The 22646-nt window shown below is 70.3% G+C and carries 15 protein-coding genes; 4 read left to right on the top strand and 11 right to left on the bottom strand.

Translation table 11 applies throughout. From position 1 onward, the window contains the following. Positions 1–44 precede the first annotated feature (44 nt). The 3 genes from ACQBAT_RS14530 to ACQBAT_RS14520 all read right to left on the bottom strand — a co-directional run bounded on the left by ACQBAT_RS14530 (position 45) and on the right by ACQBAT_RS14520 (position 3880). Complete coding sequence (locus ACQBAT_RS14530) at positions 45–2525, bottom strand: HNH endonuclease signature motif containing protein (RefSeq protein WP_427197711.1); 2481 nt, start codon at positions 2523–2525, stop codon at positions 45–47. A gap of 88 nt (positions 2526–2613) precedes the next feature. Then, the gene (locus tag ACQBAT_RS14525) at positions 2614–3024 is read right to left on the bottom strand and encodes an integrase core domain-containing protein (protein ID WP_427197710.1); all 411 of its coding nucleotides are present in this window, start codon (positions 3022–3024) and stop codon (positions 2614–2616) included. Between the two features lie 538 nt (positions 3025–3562). Next, positions 3563–3880, bottom strand: coding sequence for a helix-turn-helix domain-containing protein (locus ACQBAT_RS14520; RefSeq protein ID WP_075813249.1), 318 nt, complete (start codon positions 3878–3880; stop codon positions 3563–3565). Between the two features lie 565 nt (positions 3881–4445). Between ACQBAT_RS14520 and ACQBAT_RS14515 the strand changes: the two genes are divergently transcribed. Further along, a complete protein-coding gene (locus ACQBAT_RS14515; RefSeq protein ID WP_427000171.1) occupies positions 4446–4646 on the top strand; it encodes a hypothetical protein in 201 nt (66 codons plus the stop codon). A gap of 3 nt (positions 4647–4649) precedes the next feature. Here ACQBAT_RS14515 and ACQBAT_RS14510 read toward each other — a convergent pair whose 3' ends face one another. After that, the gene (locus tag ACQBAT_RS14510) at positions 4650–8030 is read right to left on the bottom strand and encodes an efflux RND transporter permease subunit (RefSeq protein WP_420747869.1); all 3381 of its coding nucleotides are present in this window, start codon (positions 8028–8030) and stop codon (positions 4650–4652) included. 35 nt (positions 8031–8065) lie between these two features. On the opposite strand from ACQBAT_RS14510, the gene ACQBAT_RS14505 reads away from it, so the two are divergent. Both ACQBAT_RS14505 and ACQBAT_RS14500 read left to right on the top strand, forming a co-directional pair. Further along, complete coding sequence (locus ACQBAT_RS14505) at positions 8066–10144, top strand: elongation factor G (RefSeq protein ID WP_420747870.1); 2079 nt, start codon at positions 8066–8068, stop codon at positions 10142–10144. Positions 10145–10427: 283 nt separating this feature from the next. After that, positions 10428–10715, top strand: a complete 288-nt coding sequence (locus ACQBAT_RS14500) for a hypothetical protein (protein WP_420747871.1) — start codon at positions 10428–10430, stop codon at positions 10713–10715. Positions 10716–10978: 263 nt separating this feature from the next. Here the strand turns inward: ACQBAT_RS14500 and ACQBAT_RS14495 are convergent, their stop codons facing one another. From ACQBAT_RS14495 to ACQBAT_RS14470, 6 genes are all read right to left on the bottom strand, one after another. Continuing rightward, entirely contained in the window at positions 10979–13054 is a 2076-nt protein-coding gene (locus tag ACQBAT_RS14495; protein WP_420747872.1) for a M3 family metallopeptidase, read from the bottom strand. Between the two features lie 59 nt (positions 13055–13113). After that, positions 13114–13317, bottom strand: a complete 204-nt coding sequence (locus ACQBAT_RS14490) for a hypothetical protein (protein WP_420747873.1) — start codon at positions 13315–13317, stop codon at positions 13114–13116. Next, the gene (locus ACQBAT_RS14485; protein WP_420747874.1) at positions 13314–13841 is read right to left on the bottom strand and encodes a nucleotidyl transferase AbiEii/AbiGii toxin family protein; all 528 of its coding nucleotides are present in this window, start codon (positions 13839–13841) and stop codon (positions 13314–13316) included. Before ACQBAT_RS14485 ends, ACQBAT_RS14490 begins: the two co-directional genes overlap by 4 nt. 279 nt (positions 13842–14120) lie before the next feature. Beyond that, positions 14121–15107, bottom strand: coding sequence for a methylmalonyl Co-A mutase-associated GTPase MeaB (gene meaB, locus ACQBAT_RS14480; RefSeq protein WP_420747875.1), 987 nt, complete (start codon positions 15105–15107; stop codon positions 14121–14123). Between the two features lie 40 nt (positions 15108–15147). Further along, positions 15148–17334: a methylmalonyl-CoA mutase gene (gene scpA, locus ACQBAT_RS14475; protein WP_420747876.1), complete on the bottom strand. Its 2187-nt coding sequence runs from the start codon at positions 17332–17334 to the stop codon at positions 15148–15150. Then, on the bottom strand, positions 17331–19319 hold the full coding sequence (locus tag ACQBAT_RS14470; RefSeq protein ID WP_420747877.1) for a methylmalonyl-CoA mutase family protein: 1989 nt from the start codon (positions 19317–19319) through the stop codon (positions 17331–17333). Before ACQBAT_RS14470 ends, scpA begins: the two co-directional genes overlap by 4 nt. A 153-nt stretch (positions 19320–19472) precedes the next feature. Here ACQBAT_RS14470 and ACQBAT_RS14465 point away from each other — a divergent pair, with 153 nt between their 5' ends. Further along, the gene (locus ACQBAT_RS14465) at positions 19473–20987 is read left to right on the top strand and encodes a S10 family peptidase (RefSeq protein WP_420747878.1); all 1515 of its coding nucleotides are present in this window, start codon (positions 19473–19475) and stop codon (positions 20985–20987) included. 510 nt (positions 20988–21497) lie between these two features. On the opposite strand, the gene ACQBAT_RS14460 is transcribed toward ACQBAT_RS14465, so the two are convergent. Next, on the bottom strand, positions 21498–22541 hold the full coding sequence (locus tag ACQBAT_RS14460) for an EamA family transporter (protein WP_420747879.1): 1044 nt from the start codon (positions 22539–22541) through the stop codon (positions 21498–21500). Positions 22542–22646: the final 105 nt, after the last annotated feature.

Raw genomic sequence — 22646 nt, 5'->3', positions numbered from 1 at the left:
CGATCACTCTGACCCTTGTCCGGGTGATCTCGATGGCTGCCCGGTCAGAAGGGTGGGGGTGGGTCGGGGGTGTCGGTTTCGGGGGTGTCAGTTCCGGGGGTGTCGGTTGTGCTGGCGTGCTGCTCGTGGTCGTTGTGGTCGGTGTCCTGGTCGGCGTGTTGTTCGCCGTTCTGGTCGGTGGCTTCGCGGGTGGCGCGGTAGGTGTTGTGGTGCTCGGTGCGGGCTTGGTCGGCGGTGTCGGGGTGGGGTCCGTAGCCGCGGCCGCCGGTGGTGGTGGTGTGGGTGAGGTCGGTGATGGGCCAGCCGGTGTAGCCCTCGTCGTGGTCGGCCCAGGGGTTGTCGGCGGGGTGGGCCAGGGGGGTGCCGGGTGGTCGGTAGGACAGGGCGGTGTAGATCTCGTGGTCGATCGCGTGTGCTCGGGCGGTCGCGGGGTCCAGCCCGGCACCGGCCGCGGGCCCGGTGCCGGCTGTGGGGCTGGTGCTGGTGGTGGGGGTGGACCAGGTGGTGGTGTTCTGCTCGATCCGGGTTTGCGCGGCGGCTAGGAGGGTGGCGTACTGGTTGTAGTCGTGGGTGCGGGTGCGGTAGATCCGGCCGAGCAGGGAGCGCCAGGTCACGATCCGGGTGGTGTTCATGGTCGCTGTCCACTCGCGGCGGGTTTTGGGGTCGTGGTCCCCGCCGTGCAGGGTCTGCAGGTTTGGCTCGGCTGTCGGCCCGCCGTGCTCGGGGTGGGTGCGGTTGTAGGGGATGACGTGGTCGAGCTGGGTGTACGGGGCGTGCTGGAGGCAGCCGGGTGCCCGGCAGGTGACATCGGCCGCGTGGACCTGGGCGCGCATCGCCGCGTCGGGGGTGTAGGAGGTGATGGAGCGTTCGACACAGCGCCCGTCGGCGGGATCGGTCAGCAGCCGGTACATCGTGGTCCCTGGTGCCAGGAACAACTCACGCAGGTGTCCGGCGTCCAGGAAGATCGGGTACGCACCGGTGACCTGACCCACCAACCCCACAGGCGGCCGCCCATCAGGGGCCGGTGGCCGCTCATCAGGGGCCGGTGGCCGCTCAGACTCGGTGCCTGAGGGCATCGCAGAGCCAGCAGGAGCTAGGGGTATCGCAGAGCCAACTGGAGCTGGGGGTATCGAGGCCGAGGCTGGCTCCTCCTCCCCCGAGGGTGAGGCCTCTGGTGGTGGGGTCCCTGGTGGTGGGGTTCCTGGTGGTGCGGGGTGGCGGCGTGGGGGTGGGGTGTTGATGCTGGTACCGGTCAGGGCGTCCAGGGGGACGATCACGTTGAGGACTGCGGCGGGCAGGGCCCGCATGACGGCGATCATCTGCTGCGACCATGCGGTGGACACGACATCGTCCCCGAGCCCGTCCAGGGTGTCGGGGCTCTGGGGCCGGGCGTTCGAGTCCTTGTGCCGGGTGTTCTTCTGCCCGGTGTTCTTCTGGTTGGTGCTGGCCAGGTCGGGCAGGTTGAGGGTGGAGTGTAGGAGCAGGGACAGGGCGATGTCGGTGCCGAGTTGGTCCAGGGTGCGCGGGTCGCCTGCGGCGCGGGCGGCTCGGGCGGCGCGTTCGAGGCGGTCGGTGGCGGCGATGATCTGGGTCGCGGTGCCCTGCAGGGTTACCGTGGCGGTGCCGTCGTCGTGGACACGGGTGCGGTAGCGGCGGGCGGCGCGGGCGCGTTCGCGGGCTTGGGCCCTGGCCTGGGCGTCCTGGCTGTCCAGGCGGGCGATCTCGCGGTCCAGGGCGTGGTAGTACTCCTTGTGGACCCAGGGCCGGTCGGTGTAGTCCCCTTCAGGGGTCAGGCGTTCCTTGGCCAGGGTGTCGGGGTCGGTCCCGAACAGGGCCTGGGCGATGACCAGCCCGTCCTCGTGGGCCCGGGTGCCGGCCTGGCGCCAGTACCGGCGCACCAGCCGCCAACTGGCAGCGCCGGTACGCATCGCCTCGGTCGTGATCGTGGTGATGTCGCGGGGAGCGGTCGCCAACGCGACCAGGTCCGCGCTCTCGCCTTTGCCCCAGCCGCTCACGCACGCGATCTCGCGGGCGGTCGCGCTCTTGGTCCTGGCGACCCACCGGGCCCGTACCGAGGACGCGAGCTCGCCCGGATCGTCGGTGGCCTTGTCCGCGAGCAGCACCCGCCCGGTGCGCACCGCCAGATCCCGGGTGACCTGCACCAACGCGGCATCCAATGCCGCGCCCAGCCCGGTCAACACCCCGACCCGCTGCAACACCACCGACGCATCCCGCACCAGCGCCGGCACCTCCTGAGACGCCGGCCAGGGCTCGGGCGAACCGGCCGGTGGGACCTCGGCCGAGCCGGTCGGCGGGACCTCGGGCGAACCGGCCGGCGTGGCGCCGGCCTGCGGCTCCTGGGCGGCCTCAGCGGCCCGGGTGGTCTCCACCAACCACTGCGAAGCCGTGCCCGACAGGTCCTGTCCCTTAGCCAGCGCCGCGAGCGTTTCCGCGGTCACGGTCAACAACTCGACCTCCCGCTGCCCGATCCCCAGACCGACCAGCGCGGCCCGGACCCGACCCACCGGACACCCCACCTCACCCCGCTGATCCTGCTCCCGCTCAGGAGCCGGCTCGCTTGCGCCGGTCGGCTCGGGCTCCAGCTGTCCCGTGTCAAGGAAGTGGCAGGTTTTCGCCCTCGGGAAAGTTGGGTGTGCCGGGGTCGGCCAGGCCCAGGTGCACGTCCCGGGGCCGGTTCCAGGAGAGTGCTTCGTGGGGCCGGACGGTGTTGAACTCGGCGCGGAAGTCCTCTCCGTGCTCGACCAGGTCGTGGATGTCGTCGATCTGCTCCCTGTAAAGCCGCTCGTACTTCAGCGACTGGAACGCCCGCTCGCGCACCCCGTTCTGCCCAGGAGTCCTGACCCGGGTGCGGACATGGTCCAGCTCTGGGGTGTTCTCGATCAGGGCCGCGAAGGTGGCTGAGCGGAACGGGCCACCGTTGTCGGTCACCAACGTGATGGGCACGACCTCCCCGGTGACGGGGTCGGTGAGGTACTCCAGCAGGTCCAGCCCCTCAGGCAGCATCGAGGCCGCCTCCGCCAGCGCGAGCTCGACCGCGGCGACCGCGTCGTGCTTGTTCGCGGTCGGTGACCAGTGCCACCCGAACTCGTACTTGGACCAGTAGTCCGCGATCCCCGCGACTCGCCAGGTCCCGCCCCCTTGGCGGTCTCGTACTCGGAGAAGTCGAACTGCCAGACCATGTTCGGACCTGTCGGGGTCTTGGCGAACGCGGCCTTGCGCTGCTGGGCCAGGTCACGACGTTCCCGCTGGTAGTCCGCCTTCAGCAACAACCCGGCGTCGTCCAGGATTCGCGCCGTGGTCGACATCGACACCCGGTGGCCGCCGTGGCGGGCCATGGCCCAGATCTTGCGGTGGCCCCACGCGGCGTGCTTGGCCGCCAGGCCAGTGATCACCTCCCGGGATGCCTCGCGGGCCGGCTGCGGCCAGGGCCCCTTGGCGGGGCGCCCGGCGCGGGCGTGGGCCTGCCAGCGACGGTAGGTCCGTTCGGGGATGCCGACCAGTGCGCAGAACCTCGTGGTCGGCATCCCCGCCTCGGTACGGATTACCTCGAGGTCCTCGAAGGGCCCAGGCGGCCCTCAGCGCTCTTCTTCCACACCCGCGCCTCAAGATGGGCCTCACCCAATGCGGTGGTCAGCTCGGCGATCTCCGCCTCCAGCTGCTCCTCCCGGGTCGAGGGACCGGTCCGGCCCGAGGCCAGCGCGGTTCGTCCCGCCTCCAGGAACTCAGCCTTCCAGCGGCCGATCGACTGCTCGGAGACCTTCTCCTTGCGCGCCGCTTCGGCGATGCTCATCTCGCCCGCCAGGACACTCAGCACGATCCTGGTCTTCTTCTCCGCCGGGATCACAGGTGGTCGACCCATAGGCCATCTCCTCCTCGGTCACGCCGATCATGCCCTCATAACCGGTCTGCCAAGAAGTTTGAGACGCGACACAGCGCGCCACACGCCACCAGCACGACCTCTCCCCGCCGCCCACGCGGATCCCACGACACATCCATCAGCCCACAGCACCCCGACACGCACGAGCACGCAGGCCAGCAGACCGATAACCCCGACGAGAGCGAGGAACACGAAGACGAGAGCGAAGAGCACGAAGAAGACAGGGACGAGGACGACGCGGCAGCACCCAGAGAAACAGCCCACCGCAACACGCGCGCCACATGCTCCTCCACGAACGAACGCTGCCTCATCGCCATCAGACCTTCCCTCCCTCCGTCATCCTCGGGGTCCCAGCCACCACATCGGTGTCCACATCCCCAGGCCTGGCCACCGCCCCTCGGTGACCTCTTGCACCTGAGACTAGAACATGTGTATGAATAATGGCAAGAGATTACGCTCAGAGCCGAACAGACATCTGAATCGCATGAGTGGGTCAGGTATGTGCCGAGGCAACACGTCAGTATGTGCCGGACCACCCAGTGTCATCTTGCAGCCACCGCCGACAGCCGCTCACAGCTGGGACGCCCCGCTGGACGGGCTGTGCTCGAGGCATACCTACGAGATCTCGATGCCCGATCCCGGCACCACTGTGCAGCAGGGCGAGGAGCCGGACGGGTTCGGCACCCCGGAGCAGAGAGAAGCAGCCCAGGCGGGCAATCCCCGGGTCGAGATCACCGTGGGCGACTGACGCTCACGCAGACCGGCGACTGAGCCGCGCGGCAGCCCGCTCGACCAGCTCGTAGAGCACCGGCACCAGGATCAGCGTCAGCAGCGTCGAGCTCAGCAACCCGCCGATCACCACGATCGCGAGCGGCTGGCTGATGAACGCGCTCCCACCTGTCAGCGCGATCGCCATCGGCACCAGAGCCATGATCGTGGCCGCCGCCGTCATCAGAATCGGCCGGAGTCGGTGCCGCGCCCCTTCGATCACGGCTGAGGTCCGGTCCAGGCCCCGCTTGCGGTACTGGTTCACCAGGTCGATCAGCACGATGGCGTTGGTCACCACGATCCCGATCAACATCAGGAATCCGATGATCGCCGTGACGTCCAGGGTGGTCCGGGAGATCAGCAGCGCCGCCACCGACCCGGTCGCCGCGAAGGGCACCGAGACCAGCAGGATCAACGGCTGCACGAGCGAGTTGAAGGTCGCCACCATCACCAGATAGACGATCGCGATCGCCGCCAGCAGCGCCAGCCCGAGCGCCGCGAAGGCCTCCTGCTGGTCCGCGCTCACGCCGCCCAGCTCGACCTGCACGCCGTCCGGGGCCTCGAGTGCGTCGATCCGCTCCTGCAGGTCGCTGCTCACCGCCGAGAGGTCGTCGCCGGTCGACTGGCCGGTGATCGTGGCCGCGCGCAACCCGTCCACTCGGGTCACGCTCACCGCTTCCTCGGCGCGCTCGATGTCGGCGATGTCACCGAGCACGACGTCCTCGCCGTCGGGGTCGGTGGTCACCACCAGGCTCTCCAACTCCTCCAGCTCGGCAGCCGATCCCTGCTGCACGACCACGTCCAGCTGCCGAGTCCCGAACTCCACGCGGCCCACGGTCGCGCCGTCGGTCGCGGCCTGCACGACCTGCCCGAGCTGGGCCTCGGTCAGCCCCACCTCGGCCGCGGCGACCCGGTCGACCTGCACCTGCAGGCTCGGCACCGTCTCGGCCAGGTCGTTGACGACATCCGCCGCACCCGAGTCCCGCATCAACTGGGTCACATCCTCGGCCGTCGCGCGCAGGTCATCGGGGTCCTGCGCCTGCACGCGGATCTGCAGCCCGCCCGCCGTCGGCCCGCCACCCTGGCCGGCTTGGGCGGTGAAGGTGCTGCCGTCGGGTAGCTGGGGCTCCCACTCGGTGGTCAGCCGCTGCCCGAAGTCGCGCCCGCTCACGCCGTCCTCGACGGTGATCGCGAAGGTCGCCGTCCCTGCGCCGGCTCCCGTGAAGACCGCCTCGATCCCGCCGGAGGAGCCGACCGAGGCCTGGTATGTCGTGACCTCGGTCTGGTCCTGCAACCACGCCTCGATCTCCCTCGCCTGGGCATCGGTCTGGTCCAGCGTGGTCCCGGTGGGCATCCGCAAGCTCGCCTGGATCGTGTTCTCGCCGGAGTCCCCGATGAAGTCGGTCCGCAGCTGCATGGCACCGAGCACGGTCCCGATCAACAGGGCTGCGGCCAGGCACAGGGTCACCCACGGACGGTTCAGCGCGAACCGCAGCGTGGGCAGGTACGACCGCTGCAGCCGGTCCGGAGCGTCGCCGGTCAGAGAGCGGTGACCCTCCGGTCCGTGCGAGCCGGCGATCTGCTCGCCCTCGATCCCTTCGTCGTCGACGGGATCGGTGTGCGGCGCCTCCGGGGCGTGCTTGGGCATCGTCGAGCGGCCCATGAACCAGTAGCCCAGCACCGGGATGATCGTCAGCGCCACCAGCAGCGAGGCGATCATCGCCAGCGAGACGGTCACCGCGAACGGCCGGAAGAGCTCACCCACCTGACCGCCGACGAATCCGAGCGGGAGGAAGACCGCCACCGTCGCCACGGTCGCCGAGGTGATCGCCCCCGCGACCTCCCTGGTCGCGTCCACGACGGCGGTCCGCCGGTCCTCGCCCAGCCCCATGTGCCGTTTGATGTTCTCGATCACCACGATCGAGTCGTCGACCACACGGCCGACAGCGATCGTCAGGGCGCCGAGCGTCAGAATGTTGAGGCTGTAGTCCAGCACCGTCAGCCCGACCAGCGTCAGCAGCAGCGACAGCGGGATCGACAGCGCGGTCACCAGCGTCAGCCGCACCGAGAGCAGGAAGACCAGCACGACCAGCACCGCGAAGGCCAGGCCAAGCAACCCCTCGGTGGCGAGGTCCTCGATCGACTGCTCGATGAACGGCGCGCCGTCGAAGACCGTGGCCAGCTCACCGCCACCGATCGAGGTCTCCAGCTCGGGTATCAGCTCCTCAAGATCGTGCGAGATCTCGACCGCGTTGCCGTCCGGGGTCTTGGTGATCGCGAGGCCGACACTAGCTGCCCCGTTGGTCCTCGTGTATGCCGTGGCGGGGCGCTCCTCGAGCGTGACCTCCGCGACGTCCCCCAGGGTCGGGATCTCGGGCAGCTCGGCATCGGCGCCCGCCCCCGCCTGCTCGGCTGCAGACTCGGCAGCGGCAGCCTGGGCCGCGAGCTCTGGGTCGGTCGGATCCGCTGCGGCGGCGTCGGCTGCCTCCTGCGCCGCCGCCTGGGCTTCGCCCGCCGCGGCCTGCTGCTGCTGGGCTGCGGCCCGGGCGCCCATCGTGGCCTCGGTCATCAGCGGCAGTGCCGCGATCTCCTCCACCGAGGTCAGGCGGGATCCGACCTGCACCGGCAGCTCGGTGTCGCCGTCCAGCACGGTCCCACCAGGCAGGACGACGCCATTGGCCTGCAGGACCTGGGCGACCGAGCTGACCGACGCACCGGCCTCCCGGGCCTCGTCCTCGTCTAGGTCCACCGTGATCACCCGGTCCGAGACCCCTGACAGGGTCGCCGAGCGCACCCCGGGGATGTCCTCGATCTCGGGGATGACGAAGCGCTCGACCGCGTCCACCAACTCCTGGTCATCCAGGCCCTCGCCCGCGCTGGCGGCCAGCTGGATGATCGGGAAGTCGTCCAGGTTGCCGGCAAAGATCTGTGGGTTGGCGCTGTCCGGCAGGTCCGGCAGGGCCAGCACGGCGCGTTGCAGGTCGGTCTGCGCTGCGCCCAGATCGATTCCGTAGTCCAGCTCGACGATCACCGAGGAGAAGCCGTCGGTCGAGGTCGACTGGACCTCGACGACATTGTTCAGCCCCTGTGCGGCCGTCTCGACGGGCCGCGTGACCTGCTCCTCGACCACCGAGGTGCTCGACCCCTGGACCGGGGTGGCGACCACCAGGACCGGGAACTGCAGCGAGGGGAAGAGCTCCCGAGGCAGGGCGCTGGCCGACCACAGACCGGCAAGGACGCTGAACAGCGTCGCCAGGGCGATGAGAGCGCGATTCCGGACGCTGAACACGGTGAGGCGGGACACGACATACGAGGGTATGTCGTAGGTCCGACCAACCCGAAAACTCTCGGCCTGCACCACCATGCCACTACACAACGTAGGAGGTCTAGATTGGGTGCATGAACCGCAACGCCGCCACGTTCACCGCCCCCGCGAGCACAGCCGAGATCCGCAGCGTGGTCCTGGTCGGACCGCAGGGGACGGGCAAGAGCGCGCTCATCGAGCAGCTGGCCACCGGTCAGCTCGGGCACGTCAAGGAGGCCGAGGAGGCCTCCACCCAGTTGGGTGTCGTGACGGCCCACCACGAGGCCACCAACACCGCGGTCACCCTCGTCGACACCCCTGGGCGGCCGGACTTCGTCGGGGATGTGCGCGCTGGTCTGCGGGCCGCCGACGCGGTGCTCTTTGTCGTCGCGGCCGGCTCCGGGATCGATGAGGCGACGCGGATGCTCTGGCGCGAGTGCGCCGCCGTCGGCATCCCGCGCGCGGTCGCGGTCACCCAGCTCGAGCTGGCCCGCGCCGACTGGGACCAGGTCGTCGCCGAGTGCGGTCGGGTCTTCGGCGAGGCCGTGCCGATCGGTCTGCCGGTCCTGGACGGCCAGCACCTGACCGGCGTTCTCGACCTGCTCGAGCAGGTCGGTCACGACGCCTCCGGCGAGCAGCGCGCGCTGACCGAGGAAGAGTCCGCCCGCGTCGAGGAGCACCGGGGCAGCCTGATCGAGGCGATCATCGAGACCTCCGAGGACGAAGGCCTGCTCGACCGCTACCTCTCGGGTGAGGAACTCGAACTGGACGGCCTGCGCGCCGACCTGCGCACGGCCGTGGCGACCGCCCGCTTCTTCCCGATCGTGCCGGTCAACCCGCCGACCGGCGTGGGTGTCCCCGCGCTGATGGATCTGATCGTGCACGCCTTCCCCTCGCCCGATCGCGCCTGGCTGCCGACCGTGATGACGCGCGACGGCGCCCCTGCCGACGCGCTCGCCGCCGACCCGGATGGGCCGCTGGTCGCACAGGTCATCCGCACCACCACCGACCCCTACGTCGGTCGACTCTCCCTGGTCCGGATCTTCTCCGGCACCTTGCGCGCCGACGACCGACTGCACGTCAGCGGCCACCTCGAGTGGGTGGTCGGGCACGAGGTCGAGGGGCGCCCTGGCCATGACGTCGACGACGAGCGGCTCGGGCAGCTCACCTCACCCGTGCCCGGAGGTATGGCGCAGCGCGACTCCGCGATCGCCGGCGAGCTGGTGCTCGTGACCAAGTTGACCAGCGCCGAGACCTCCGACACCCTCACCGCCGCCGGAGACAACCGGGTCGTCGAGCCCTGGCTGCTGCCCGAGCCGTTGCTGCCGGTGGCGATCTCGGCCGCCGCGACCAAGGACGAGGACAAGCTGGCCGGTGCGCTGCAGCGGCTGATCTCCGAGGACCTCACGCTACGCCTGGACCGCAACGCCGAGACGCACCAACTGGTGGTGTGGACGATGGGCCCGGCCCAGGTCGACGACGTGCTCGCCCGGCTGCAGGAGGCCCACCACGTGGAGGTGACCACCGAACCGGTGCGCACCTCGATGCGGGAGACCTTCGTGCGGCCGGTCCAGGTGCAGGGGCGGCTGGTCAAGCAGTCCGGCGGCCACGGTCAGTACGCCGTCGTCCAGCTTGAGATCGAGCCGCGCGAGCGAGGTGCCGGCTTCGAGTTCGGGGACAAGGTCGTCGGTGGCGCGGTGCCGCGCAACTACATCCCGTCGGTGGAGAAGGGGCTGCGCACGCAACTCGCCGAGGGTGTGCTCGCGGGTTACCCCTGCGTGGATGTCCGCGTGACCCTCGTCGACGGCAAGGCCCACTCGGTGGACTCCTCGGACATGGCCTTCCAGAATGCCGCGGCCCAGGCGCTGCGCGAGGCCGCCAATGAGTCGACGGTCTCGCTGCTGGAGCCGGTCGACCTCATCGAGGTGACGGTGGCTGACGAGTTCGTTGGAGCAGTGATGGCCGACCTGCGTGGCCGCCGCGCCCAGGTGCAGGGCACTGCTCCCGCCGATCTTGAGGGACACACGATCGTGCGGGCGGAGGTGCCGCAGCACGAGCTCTCCCGCTACCCGATCGACCTGCGTTCGGTCTCGCACGGCTCGGGCAGCTTCACCCGGGAGTTCGTCCGCTACGACTACCTGCCCGCCAGCCTCGCCCGCGACCTCACCGGCTGACCCCCCGGCCTTCAGGGCGACCGGACGCGCGTCATGCTCTCCCACAGGGCGACCGGACGCGCGTGGTGTTGGCTCAGAGCTCCACCGGACGCGCGTGGTGCTCGCCCATAAGGCGGCCGGACGCGCGTGGTGTTGGCTCAGAGCTCCACCGGACGCGCGTGATGTTGGCTCAGAGCTCCACCGGACGCGCGTGGTGCTCGCCCATAAGGCGGCCGGACGCGCCATGCTGGCGCCACGTCGAGCGGGCCTGCGCTCGGGTGGTCGAGTGGCAGAATCGCAGGTCATGGGTATCGTGGAAAGGACACCGGAAACAGGAGGGATCTCCATGTCCAGTCGTCATCGCACCATCGTTATCGCCTGCGGGGTTGTCTTCGCGGCGCTCTTGGTGCTCTATCTCGCCTTCGATTGGGGCCTTGCCTTGCTCGCCGGCGTGCTCTTCCTGGGGATCGGCATCGGCACCGCCGTGGTGGCGATGGGAAGGCCAGGTGTCGGCGTCGAGGCCGAGCACCAACAGGCCCAGGCCGAAGCCACCGCCCGCCAGGGTCACCCGCCGGAGCGTCCTCGCATCTGACCGATCGCTGCTCCGCGTCCGGTCATGCTCTGTCGGAGCCTGTCGCGCGTCCGGTCACCGATTGAGGGGACGTAGGGCGCGTTCGGTTGCAGTCTGAGGGAGCGTGCTGCGCGTCCGGTCACCGATTGAGGGGACATAGAGCGCGTTCGGTTGCAGTCTGAGGGAGCGTGCCGCGCGTTCGGTTGCGGTCTGAGGGGACATGCTGCGCGTTCGGTGCACCAGGGCCAGGGGGGCCAGGCGCGCGCGGCGCGCCCCGTATGCCGTTACGCGCCCAACCCGAGCCGCTCCAGCAGATGCGACACGTCGGGGTCGCCGCCGCGGAAGCGGCGGTAGGTCTCCATCGCCTCGATCGACCCACCCCGCCCCAGGAGCTCGGTGCGGAAATGGTGGCCGGCGGCACGCGTCATACCGGACGGGTTGTCCTCATCACCCTGCTCGCGGAACCAGGCGACGGTGTCCGCGTCCATCACCTCCGACCACAGGTAGGAGTAGTAGCCGGCCGCGTAGCCGCCACCGAAGATGTGGTGGAAGTAGGCCGAGCGGTAGCGCGGCGGCACGAGCGGGTGCGCCGCCCCGACCTTCTCCAACGCTGCCGCCTCGAAAGCCTCCACATCCTCGCCCGACGCCGGTAGCTCCTCGAGAGGAGTCTGGTGCCAGGCCTGGTCGAGCAGCATGGCGGCGAGCAGTTCGAGGGTGTCGCGCCCGCTCTCGGTGCGGCTGGCGACCAGCTTCTGGATCGTCTCTTCAGCCAGCGGCTCGCCGGTCTCGTGGTGCACGGCATACCGGCGCAGCAGGCTCGGTTCCCAGGCCCAGATCTCGTTGACCTGGCTCGGGAACTCGACGAAGTCGCGCGGGACCGAGGTCCCCGATCGCGAGGGATAGCGCACGTTGGAGAGCAGTCCGTGCAGGTCGTGCCCGAACTCGTGGAAGAGCGTGATGACGTTGTCCCAGGTCATCAGGCTGGGTGAGCCGGCCGCGGGCGGGGGCACATTGCAGGTGTTGGTGACCAGGGGGAGGTCGCCGAGCAGGTGGGACTGGTCGACGATCGAGGTCATCCAGGCCCCGCCCTTCTTGGTCGGGCGGGTGTAGGCGTCCAGGACGACGCCGCCCAGCACCGTCCCGTCCTCCTCGCGGACCTCGAAGACGCGCGCCTCGTCGGTGTAGCCGACCAGCTCGGGCTGCTCGTGGAAGGTGATGCCGTACAGCGCGGTCGCCGCGGCGAAGACGCCCTCCCGCAGCACCCGCTCGAACTCGAGGTAGGGCTTGAGCTGGTCGGTGTCGAAGGAAGTCTCGGCGGCCTCCTTGCTGGAGAGGTACTGCCAGTCCCAGGGCTCGAAGGTGGCCTCCGGGTCCAGCGTATGCAGACGCTCACCGAGAGCGGCCGCCTCCCGGTTGGTGAGCTCGACGACGCCGGGGGTCAGGCGCGTCAGGATGTCGTTGACCGCGTCGGTGGTGCGGGCGCAGCCGATCTCATGGGCGTAGGCGGCGTGGTGCTCGTAGCCGAGCAACGCGGCGCGCTCGGCGCGGTAGCGGGCGATGGTCACAAGGGTGTCGCGGCTGTCGAACTCCTCGCCGCCCTCGCCCTTGCCGAGGCCGCGGTCAACCGAGGCGCGGAAGACACGCTCGCGCAGGGGACGGTGGTCCATGGTGTCCAGCAGGGGCTGGCCGGTGGTGTTGACGATCGGGATCAACCACCCGTCGAGGTCGCGGGCCTCGGCGGCCTCGCGCAACCCGGCCTTGTCGCCCTCGGACAGCCCGGCGAGCTCGGCCTCGTCGGTGACGTGGACCGCGGCGGCATTGCGCCCGGCGGTCAGGAGCGCATCGAAGTGGTTGGAGAGACTGGCGAGCTGGGAGTTGATCTGCTTGAGCCGGGTCTTGTCATCCTCGGACAGGTGGATGCCCGAGCGCTCGTAGCCCCGGATCCGCTCCTGCAGCACGAAAGCGTCCTGCTCGTCGAGGTCGACCTCACCGGCCTCGGCCCGATCCCGCAGGGCGATCAGCCGCTGGTAGAGGCGCCCGTCGAGCATGATGGTGTCGTCGTGGGCGGCCATGAGCGGCGCGTACTTGGCCATCAGGGCGTCGCGCTCGGGGGTGGTGTCGGCCGAGCGGGCGACCCAGAAGGTCGACATCGTGCGGTCCAGGGTGGCGCCGCTGGTTTCCCACGCGTGCAGGACGTTCGCGACGGTGGGCGGCTCGGGGTCGGTGGCCAGCGCCTCGAGCGCGGCCAGTTGCTGCTGCATCCCTGCCTCGACAGCCTGCGCGACATCGGCGTCGGTGAGGTTGGCGTAGTCCGGCAGCTGGAGAGGCAGGGTGGAGGGCGCGAGCAGCGGGTTGGTCATGTCTTCATCTCAACACACACCCCCGACAGGCCACCTGCGGAGTGGTCGAGAAGATCACCTCACGACCCGGTCCACCGGGCCACGGCGTCGGCCTGCTTTCGTGCGCGAGCGCGATGCAGGGCGCCGCTGGAAGCGGCGAGCACGAGGCTCTGCTCCAGCCAGGCCAAGCGCTGCTCAGGAGTACTGCTGGCGGCGCGCAATCGGATCGTGGCGGGCTCCTCAGAGGTGCCTTGCCACGCGTCCTTCGGTGTGGGCTGCGTCATCGGTTGCCATCGTTGCGGTCGTCCAGCAGAGAGGTGGTGCGGTCGTCCAGGAGGGAGGTCAAGACCTCGATGTCCGCTTGATCCTGGCTGCGACCAGTCCCTTCCTTCATCGCAAGCAGGTCGGGGATGGCCGCGACCGGAACGCGAAGGTCACCGAGGAGCAGCCGATCCGCGCGAGCAGAGAGGTCCTCGTAGGACACCGGTGTGGTGGCGAGGAGGTCGACCTCCAGCAGGGGATCCTGGGGGTCGAAGAAGGTGAACGCGATGAGGTTTCGCTCCCGCACCCACATCTCCCGGGTGGGACCATGAGCGAACTGCGATGGCGGAACCGGGAGTCGTGGCTCCAGGCCCAGGCGCTTGAGCACGTCGAGGGCAGCGGTGACGTTGTCCACTGACAGGTCGAGTGCCAAGTCGAGATCAACGGTGAGGCGTGGATGTCCCCGCAGCACGACGGCTACGCCGCCGACCACGACGTAGTCGATGCCAGCCTCCTCGAGACTGCGTAGGACCGCCAGGATTCGCACGTCACCACCGTAGATCAACGCGAGTGTCGTGCGCGGGTGGTGCCGAGCGGCGCCCGCCCGTCGGGCTCTATCCCGGAGGGGGGTAGGCCCGACCCCACCGACCCACGTGCCCACTCCTCCCGCGGCACGCCCGGGAAGAGGCGGCTCATTCGTGCCCGGGTACGACCGAGCCGGTGCGGTTTGGCGTGTCGGCGGGACGATGTGTCAGCGACCGCCAGGCCGCGCTCCCGCTCAGCCGCCCTCCCGCTCAGTCGCCCTCGCGCTCAGTCGTCCTCGCGCTCAGTCGTCCTCGCGCAAGGCAGCCAGGATCCGGTCGGCCCCCTCGATGGCGCTCACGCGGTTGTCCCCGACCTCGGCCTCGACCTGATCGCGGATCGCGCGCACCCCGGGAGAGGCGCGCAGCTGGTCGAGCAGCTCACCGCGCACGAGCGCCCACAGCCACTGGACCTGCTGGGCGCGTCGCCGCGCGCTGAGGCCCTCGCCTTCGAGGTGTTCCCGATGGGCCAGCACCTCGCGCCACAGCTCGTCCAGGCCGTCCCCGGTGGCGGCGCTGCAGGTCAGCACCGGTGGCCGCCGGTCGGTCGGATCGTCCCCACGCAGCAGCTTCATCGCGATCGTCAACTCGCGCGCGGCCTCGCGGGCCGGCCCCAGGAACTCCCCGTCCGCCTTGTTGACCGCGATCACGTCGGCCATCTCCAGGATCCCGCGCTTGATCCCCTGCAGCTGGTCGCCCGCGCGCGCGAGCGTGATCAGCAGGAAGGTGTCCACCATCTCCGCCACGGCGACCTCCGACTGACCGACGCCGACGGTCTCGACCAGCACCACGTCATACCCGGCGGCTTCCATCACGAGCATCGACTCGCGGGTCGCGCGCGCGACCCCGCCCAGGTGCAGGCCGGACGGCGAGGGCCGCACGTAAGCGTCCTCGTGCGTGGTCAGCTCGCCCATCCGCGTCCGGTCGCCGAGGATCGAGCCGCCGCTGCGCGAGCTCGTCGGGTCGACCGCCAGCACGGCGACCCGATGCCCGCGCTCGATCAGCCGTAGCCCGAGCGCGTTGATCAGGGTCGACTTCCCAGCGCCCGGCACCCCGGTGATCCCCACCCGCACCGAGTCCCCCGTATGCCGCAACTCACCCAGCAACTCCTTGGCCAGCAGGCGGTGCTCGGGTCGGGTCGACTCCACCAAGGTGATGGCGCGGGCGATCGCGGCCCGCGAGCCCTCCGCGACCTGCGCGGCGAGCTGGGGGATGTCCGGCGGGCGCCTCATCGAGCTGGAGCGGCGACGGCAGGGCGCGGGGTCACCAGGATCACGCCTCGTCCAACCGGGCGCGCAGGTCGGCGAGCAGGGCCTGGGCGGCGGCCGGGATGACCGTGCCGGGCGGATAGATCGCATCCGCACCGGCCTCCCGGAGCGAGGCGAAGTCCTGCTCGGGGATCACGCCACCGACCACGATCATCATGTCCTCGCGTCCCAGCTCATCCAGCTCCCGCCGCAGCGTCGGCACCAGCGTCAGGTGGCCCGCCGCCAGCGAGGACACCCCGACCACGTGCACGTCCGCCTCGACCGCCTGCCGCGCGACCTCGCCCGGAGTCTGGAAGAGCGGGCCCACGTCGACATCGAACCCCAGGTCGGCGAAGGCGGTAGCGATCACCTTCTGACCCCGGTCGTGCCCGTCCTGTCCCATCTTGGCCACGAGCAGCCGCGGCCGCCGCCCCTCGGCCTCGGCGAACTCCTCCACCTGCGCGCGGGTCTCCTCGATCGTGGACAGCTCGCCCGCCTCCTTCGCATACACGCCACCGATAGTCCTGATCTGCGCGGTGAACCGGCCGAAGACCTCCTCCAGGGCGCTGGAGATCTCACCGACCGAGGCCTGGGCCCGGGCGGCGTCGATGCTCAGCTTGAGCAGGTTGCGCTCAGGGTCGGTGTCGTCCCGGTTCTGCGCCGCCCAGGTCAGCGCACGGAGCGCCTCCTGGCACGCCTCCTCATCGCGCTCCGCCCGCAGCCGCTCCAGCTTGGCGATCTGGCTCGCGCGCACCGAGGCGTTGTCGATCTTGAGCACCTCGAAGGGCTCGTCCTGGTCGACCTGGTACTTGTTCACCCCGATCACCGGCTGCCGACCGGCGTCGATCCGGGCCTGCGTGCGCGCGGCAGCCTCCTCGACCCGCATCTTGGGGATCCCCGCCTCGATCGCCTTGGCCATCCCGCCGGCCTCCTCGACCTCCTGGATGTGGCCCCAGGCGCGCGCGGCGAGGTCGTGCGTGAGCTTTTCGATGTACGCTGAGCCGCCCCAGGGGTCAATCACCCGCGTTGTCCCCGACTCCTGCTGCAGGAAGAGCTGGGTGTTGCGCGCGATCCGGGCGGAGAAGTCGGTCGGCAGCGCGATCGCCTCGTCGAGAGCGTTGGTGTGCAACGACTGGGTATGCCCCTGGGTCGCCGCCATCGCCTCCACGCAGGTCCGCGTGATGTTGGTGTAGATGTCCTGCGCCGTCAGCGACCACCCCGAGGTCTGCGAGTGTGTCCGCAGCGAGAGCGATTTGGGGTTGCTCGGCCCGAACTCCTTCACCAACCGAGCCCACAGCATGCGCGCCGCCCGCAGCTTGGCGACCTCCATCGCGAAGTTCATCCCGATCGCCCAGAAGAAGGACAAGCGCGGCGCGAACGCATCCACGTCCAGCCCCGCGACCTGCCCGGCCCGCAGATACTCCACCCCGTCGGCCAGCGTGTAGGCCAGCTCCAGGTCCTGCGTCGCCCCGGCCTCCTGGATGTGATAGCCGGAGATCGAGATCGAGTTGAACCGCGGCATCCGCTGGGAGGTGAAGGCGAAGATGTCGGAGATGATCCGCATCGAGGGTCCCGGCGGATAGATATAGGTGTTGCGGACCATGAACTCTTTGAGGATGTCGTTCTGGATGGTCCCGGCCAGCTGCTCCGGCGCCACCCCCTGCTCCTCGGCGGCCACGACATACAGGGCCAGGATCGGCAGCACCGCGCCGTTCATGGTCATCGAGACCGACATCTGGTCCAGCGGGATCGCGTCGAAGAGTTGGCGCATGTCCAGGATCGAGTCGATCGCGACGCCCGCCATCCCGACGTCCCCCTCGACGCGCGGGTGGTCGGAGTCGTAGCCGCGGTGGGTGGCCAGGTCGAAGGCGACCGACAGCCCCTTCTGCCCGGCGGCCAGGTTGCGGCGGTAGAAGGCGTTGGACTCTTCGGCGGTGGAGAACCCGGCGTACTGGCGGATCGTCCACGGTTGGTTGACGTACATCGTCGGGTAGGGCCCGCGCAGGAAGGGCGCCAGCCCCGGGTAGGTGTGCAGGTGGTCCAGCTCGGCCAGGTCCTCGTCCCCGTAGAGGGTCGGCACCGCGATGTGCTCGGGCGTCTCCCAGGGCTCGGGTTCGCCGGCCAGGGCCGCGAACTGCTCAGCGGCGTCCTCGGGGATGGCCGCGCGGGGGTCGCCGAGTTCGATCTCGTCGAACCGGGGGATGCTGCTCATCGGGCCGCCTCCAGGGTGTCGAGCAGGGAGCGCAGGAAGGGCAGGGTGTCCATCCCGGCTGCGAGGTGGCCGTCGACGACGGGGGTATTGAGGTCCTCTCCGTCGGGCTGCGTGAGCTCGCTCGGCTGCCCCGCGACCAGCACCTGTGAGGCGCCCCCCTCGCGCAGCGCCCGGGCGAGGCGTGTGCCGTGGTGGGATGCGGCATACCGGGCGGGGGAGGAGCAGAGGATGGCGACCGGGGAGCCGGTCTCACGGAGCGCGTCGAGGACGGGGGTCACGTCGAGGTCGTCGCTCTCGTCGCCGGTGGCGCCGACCTCGACGGCGCGCGTGTGGATGCCAGCGACGGCGAGCAGGCTGGAGGTGAAGGTCTCGCGGGCGCCGTGGTCGCGGCGGGAGCCGAGGGCGGCCAGGACCACTGTCGGCGGCGTGCCGTGCGCTGACTCAGAGGCGGCGGAGCGGTCGCGAAGCTCCTCGAAAGGTTCAGTGTCGCGACGCCGTGGCAGGGCGCTCGCGGGTGCCGCCGGCCGGGGTCGCCGCTCGATCGGCGGCTCGACCAACTGCGGGAACATGCTCACGCCGGTGATCGGCGCGGAACGATCGGACAGGCGGCGATCGCGCTCGGCGGTGCTGGCGGCGAGCCGGTCGGTGATCAGGCTGCTGCCGCTCGCGAGCACCTCGGTGAGGCCGCCCGCCGCTTCGATCTGCTGGAACCAGGCCCAGGCGCGCGTGGCGACCTGGTCGGTGAGGTCCTCGACGTAGGCGGAGCCGCCTGCCGGATCGTTGACCCGACCGATATTGGACTCCTCGGCCAGCACGATCTGGACGTTGCGGGCCAGCCGCCGGGAGAAGGCATTGGGCAGCCCGTGGACGGTGTCGAAGGGCATCACCGTGATCGACTCCGCCCCCCCCGCCGCCGCCGCGAAGCAGGCCGTGGTGGTGCGCAGCACGTTCACATAGGCGTCATCGCGCGAGAGCATCCGCCACGAGGTCACCGCGTGCTGGCGGGCGCCCCGGTGCTCCGGAGGTATGCCGCAGGCCTCACCGATCCGCGCCCACACGCGGCGCAGCGCGCGCAGCCGGGCGATCGTGAGGAATTGGTCAGCGGTGGCGCTGACGCGGAACTCGAGCTGGGCGGCGGCGTCGGTGGGGGAGATGCCGGCGTCCTCGAGGTCGCGCAGGTGGCTCACGCCAGCCGCGACGGCGAGCCCGATCTCATCGACATCGGTGGCGCCCGCGTCATGCCAGGGCAGTGCATCGACGGTGAGCGCCCGCACCTGCGGGTACTCCGCCCGGACGGCGGCGACGAGCTCGCGCTGCGCCCGCAGGGCCTCCCGAGGGTCGGTGCCGGTGAGGGCTGCGTGGGCCAGGGCGTCCAGACCCAGATTGCCGCCCGCGATGGTGCCGGTGCTCTGGTCGGCCCGGTTGCGCCATACCTGGAGCAGGGCGTGGGCCGCGGCGACCTGGTCCTCGCGGCTGGAGACCACGATCGGCGCGAGGTCGAGGAGCACGTCCGCGAGGACCTCCTCGAGATCGGCTGGGTCGACCGCATCGCTGCCGGTGCGCACCCAGATCGAGGTGGCCCCGCGCTCGAGGTCGGTGCGGACGGCCTCCCGGGCGAGGTGCGGGTCGGGATCCTCGTGCAGCTGGCGCACGTCCCAGGCGTCCATCTCACCCGTGCGCAGGGTGGCGCCGCGGTCGAAAGGCATCACGCCCGGGTAGCCCAGCGGTCGCCCGTCCGGCACGTGCAGCGGCTCGATCTGCAGGCCGTCGACGGTGGTGGTGCGTAGGCGAGCGAGGGCGGCGTCGATGTCGAGCTCACGGCCCCCTGGCCGCCCACGGTTGAGCACCTTGAGGACCGCGGACTCCCACTGCTCGTGGGTGGCGGCGGGGAAGACCGAAGCGAGCGCGAGGTGGTCGGGGGCAGCCACCTCGTCGGGGATGTTCTCCGCCTCGGCAGGGAGAGTCCCCGTCTCGCTCTCGGCCATCATCGGCACCTCTTGTCGTGTCTGTCTCGGCGTGCGTCCTGCGGTGGTTCACTGCCCTCGCTGGTCACTCTAACGAGTGGCACAGACAGACCCTGTGACGGTGTGATCGGCCCGCGGTCGGGGTCTGTCAGCCGCCCCGCCTATTGTCGGGGCATGACCGATGCCGACGCCGCCACGGACACCACGACCGACTCCTCGAAGGACGCCACCAAGGCCGAGCCCCGCGACCTGCTCGTGGAGACCCGGCATACCCTCAGCACCGTCGACGGGGAGCTGAGCTACACCGCCCGCACCGGCCGGATCGTGCTGCGCGAGGAGGTCTTCACCGACGATGTCTTCGAGGGGTGGACGCCGCGCGCGGAGCTGGCGGTCACGGCATACACGCTGGACCTGGACGCAGAGGGCGAGGAGCTGGCCGCGGCCAGGCGCGCCCGACCGATCACCTTCGTTTTCAACGGCGGCCCCGGGTCCTCCTCGGTGTGGCTGCACCTGGGGGTGCTCGGTCCGCGGATCGTCGACGCGGGGGAGCCGGGGGCCGCGGTGCCGCCGCCCTATGAGCTCGAGGACAACGCGCACACGCCGCTGCGCGAGACGGACCTGGTCTTCATCGACCCGATGTCCACCGGGCAGTCGCGGGCGGTCGAGGGGAGCAAGGCCAAGGACTACCACGGCTTCGCCAAGGACGTGGAGCAGGTGACCGAGCTGATCCGGCTGTGGTGCACGCGCGAGGACCGCTGGATGAGCCCGAAGTTCGTGGCAGGTGAGTCCTACGGCACCACGAGGGCGGTGGCGGTCGCCGAGCGGCTGTTCACCCGCTTCGGGATGCAGCTCAACGGGCTGATTCTGATCTCCAGCGTGTTGGACTTCGGCACCCAGGACTTCCGGTACCTGCGGCACGACGAGGCCTGCCTGTCCTACCTGCCCACGTATGCCGCGATCGCTCACTTTCATGGTCTGCACGAGGGGCGGTCGCTGCGGGACGTGCTCGCCGAGGCCGAGGAGTTCTCGGCCGGGCGCTACCGGTGGGCGCTGGGGCGCGGCAACCGGCTGACCGCGGACGAGCGGGGCGAGGTGCTGACGCAGCTGGCCGCGCTGACCGGGCTGTCGGAGGACTATCTGGACCGGTCCGACCTGCGGCCCGAGCACTGGCGCTATTGCACCGAGCTGCTGCGCTCGCAGGGGCTGACCGTCGGGCGGATCGACGGCCGGATCACCGGCGTGCTGCATTCCGGCATCGCCGAAGGAATGGACTCCGACCCCTCGATCGACATGATCATGGGCCCGTTCGCCGCGGCCATCCACCACTACCTGCGCGAGGAGCTGCGCTCCGAGCTCGACCTGCCGTATGCCGTCTTCTCCGACGCGATCTCGCACTGGTCCTACAAGGAGTTCGAGGGTCGGCCGATCAGCGTGACCGACAAGTTCGAGCGGGTGCTGCGGGCTAACCCGCACCTGCGGGTGCGGATCGAGTACGGCTACTACGACCTCGCCACGCCCTACGGCGCGGCCGAGGACATGGTCGCCCACCTGTCCCTGCCCGACCAGGCGCTGGATCGGATCGAGCACGCCTGGTTCGAGACCGGCCACATGCCCTACCTGGGCGCCGCGACCCGCGTGGAGGAGGCGGAGGGCATCACCGACTTCATCCGCCGCTCCGCCACCCTCTGACCCCTCTCCCATCCTCCCTCCCCGACCGAACGCGCGTGGTGTCGCCGAATCTGGCCACCGGACGCGCGTGGTGTCGCTGAATCTGGCCACCGGACGCGCGTGGTGTCGCTGAATCTGGCCACCGGACGCACGTGGTGTCGCTGAATCTGGCCACCGGACGCGCGTGGTGTTGCCGAATCTGGCCACCGGACGCGCGTGGTGTTGCCGAATCTGGCCACCGGACGCGCGTGGTGTCGCCGAATCCGGCCACCGGACGCGTCGGGTGGGCTTCCATAGGGTGACCGAACGTGCTCAAGGTCCGACGTGCGCGGTCGGTTCATGTTGCTCTAGCAGTCCAAACCCACCCCAGAACGCGCCCACTGCTGAAGGTTCGCGCGTCCGGTGGGGCATTCCCCGAACCTGTGGCGCGTCCGGTGGGGCTTCCCGCGAACCTGTGGCGCGTCCGGTGGGGCTTATGGCGAGCATCCGGCGCGTCCGGTGGGGGATCAGCGCGCGCGAGCGAGCGTGTCCTCAGCTCAGCGGAGCGTCGTCCGGGATCGGCTCGACCTCCATCGGGCCGGTCTCGGCATGCGCCGCCTCGGGTCGCTCGTCCAGCTTCACGCAGACGACACCGGCGAGGATCAGCACACCACCGGCCAGCTGGATCGGCGCGGGGAGCTCGGAGAGCAGCAACCAGGCCCAGAGCACCGCGAACATCACCTCGGTCAGGCCCACGAAGGAGCTGACCTTGGCACCGAGCGCCCTCGCGGCCGCGATCCCGGTGACATAGGCCAGCGCGGCGGCCACGATCCCGAGCCAGAGCACCGGCACCCACCACGGCGCGACCATCCCGGCGAGCAGCACCTCATCGGTGCTCCACCGCATCGGCACCACGCCCACCAGCCCGGCGAGCCCGAGCGCGAGGGCGCCAAGCGCCATACCGAAACTGGAGAAGGCCATCGGCGGGAGACCGGACGCGTCATCCGCGCCGACCACGAAGAAGACAGCCAGGCCAACGGCCGCGGCCAGACCCCACAGCACACCGGCAGTACTGATCTGCACATCGCCCAGCACGTCGAGGACCAGCAGCAGGCCCGCCACGGCCAGCCCGATGCCGACCACGGTCAGCGGCTGGGGCCGCTGTCCGCGCGCAAGCCAGAGCCAGCCGACGACCAGGATCGGGCCGAGGTACTCCAGCATCAGGGCTACGCCCACCGACAGCCGCTCGACCGCCAAGAAGTAGAAGAGCTGGCACCCGGCCACCGCGACGAGCCCGAAGAGCGAGAGGTGCACCCAGGCGATCCGGCGGCGCAGCAGGTGCCACTTGCCTCGCATCGAGAGCACCGCAAAGGGCGCGAGCAGCAGCGCGCCAACGATCACCCGCAGCGTCACCGCCGCTCCCGGCGACCAACCGTCCACGAGCAGCGACTTCGCCACCGCACCGGAGGTCCCGAACATCGCCGCCGAGACGATCGCGAAGGCCATGCCGATCACCAGCGCACGTCGCGGTCGCGCCAGGGGAAGGTGGTCGGGCTGCTGCGGCGGCTGGGCCGGACGGGTCGAGGTCGCGGTCATCGCGGGCCTCCTCTCGAGGTTTGTGGGCCGCGTCAACGGCCCGACGATCAGGGTTCCGATGGCAGGATCGACAGCGGAACAGGATTCGGATCATGAGTGTCAGAC

It is taken from the genome of Ornithinimicrobium pulveris, from assembly GCF_050261105.1.
GTDB lineage: Bacteria > Actinomycetota > Actinomycetes > Actinomycetales > Dermatophilaceae > Ornithinicoccus.
Note: the sequence above shows the minus strand (reverse complement) of the source record. Positions and strands in the feature narration are given on the sequence as shown.

Bases quoted from the DNA above. Each gene is read 5' to 3' on its own strand.
- ACQBAT_RS14500 (WP_420747871.1), top strand. From the start codon at position 10,428: ATGGGTATCGTGGAAAGGACACCGGAAACAGGAGGGATCTCCATGTCC.
- ACQBAT_RS14460 (WP_420747879.1), bottom strand. From the start codon at position 22,541: ATGACCGCGACCTCGACCCGTCCGGCCCAGCCGCCGCAGCAGCCCGAC.
- meaB (WP_420747875.1), bottom strand. From the start codon at position 15,107: ATGAGGCGCCCGCCGGACATCCCCCAGCTCGCCGCGCAGGTCGCGGAG.
- ACQBAT_RS14470 (WP_420747877.1), bottom strand. From the start codon at position 19,319: ATGGCCGAGAGCGAGACGGGGACTCTCCCTGCCGAGGCGGAGAACATC.
- scpA (WP_420747876.1), bottom strand. From the start codon at position 17,334: ATGAGCAGCATCCCCCGGTTCGACGAGATCGAACTCGGCGACCCCCGC.
- ACQBAT_RS14520 (WP_075813249.1), bottom strand. From the start codon at position 3,880: ATGGGTCGACCACCTGTGATCCCGGCGGAGAAGAAGACCAGGATCGTG.
- ACQBAT_RS14490 (WP_420747873.1), bottom strand. From the start codon at position 13,317: ATGACGCAGCCCACACCGAAGGACGCGTGGCAAGGCACCTCTGAGGAG.
- ACQBAT_RS14525 (WP_427197710.1), bottom strand. From the start codon at position 3,024: ATGCTGCCTGAGGGGCTGGACCTGCTGGAGTACCTCACCGACCCCGTC.
- ACQBAT_RS14510 (WP_420747869.1), bottom strand. From the start codon at position 8,030: ATGGTGGTGCAGGCCGAGAGTTTTCGGGTTGGTCGGACCTACGACATA.
- ACQBAT_RS14495 (WP_420747872.1), bottom strand. From the start codon at position 13,054: ATGACCAACCCGCTGCTCGCGCCCTCCACCCTGCCTCTCCAGCTGCCG.
- ACQBAT_RS14465 (WP_420747878.1), top strand. From the start codon at position 19,473: ATGACCGATGCCGACGCCGCCACGGACACCACGACCGACTCCTCGAAG.
- ACQBAT_RS14505 (WP_420747870.1), top strand. From the start codon at position 8,066: ATGAACCGCAACGCCGCCACGTTCACCGCCCCCGCGAGCACAGCCGAG.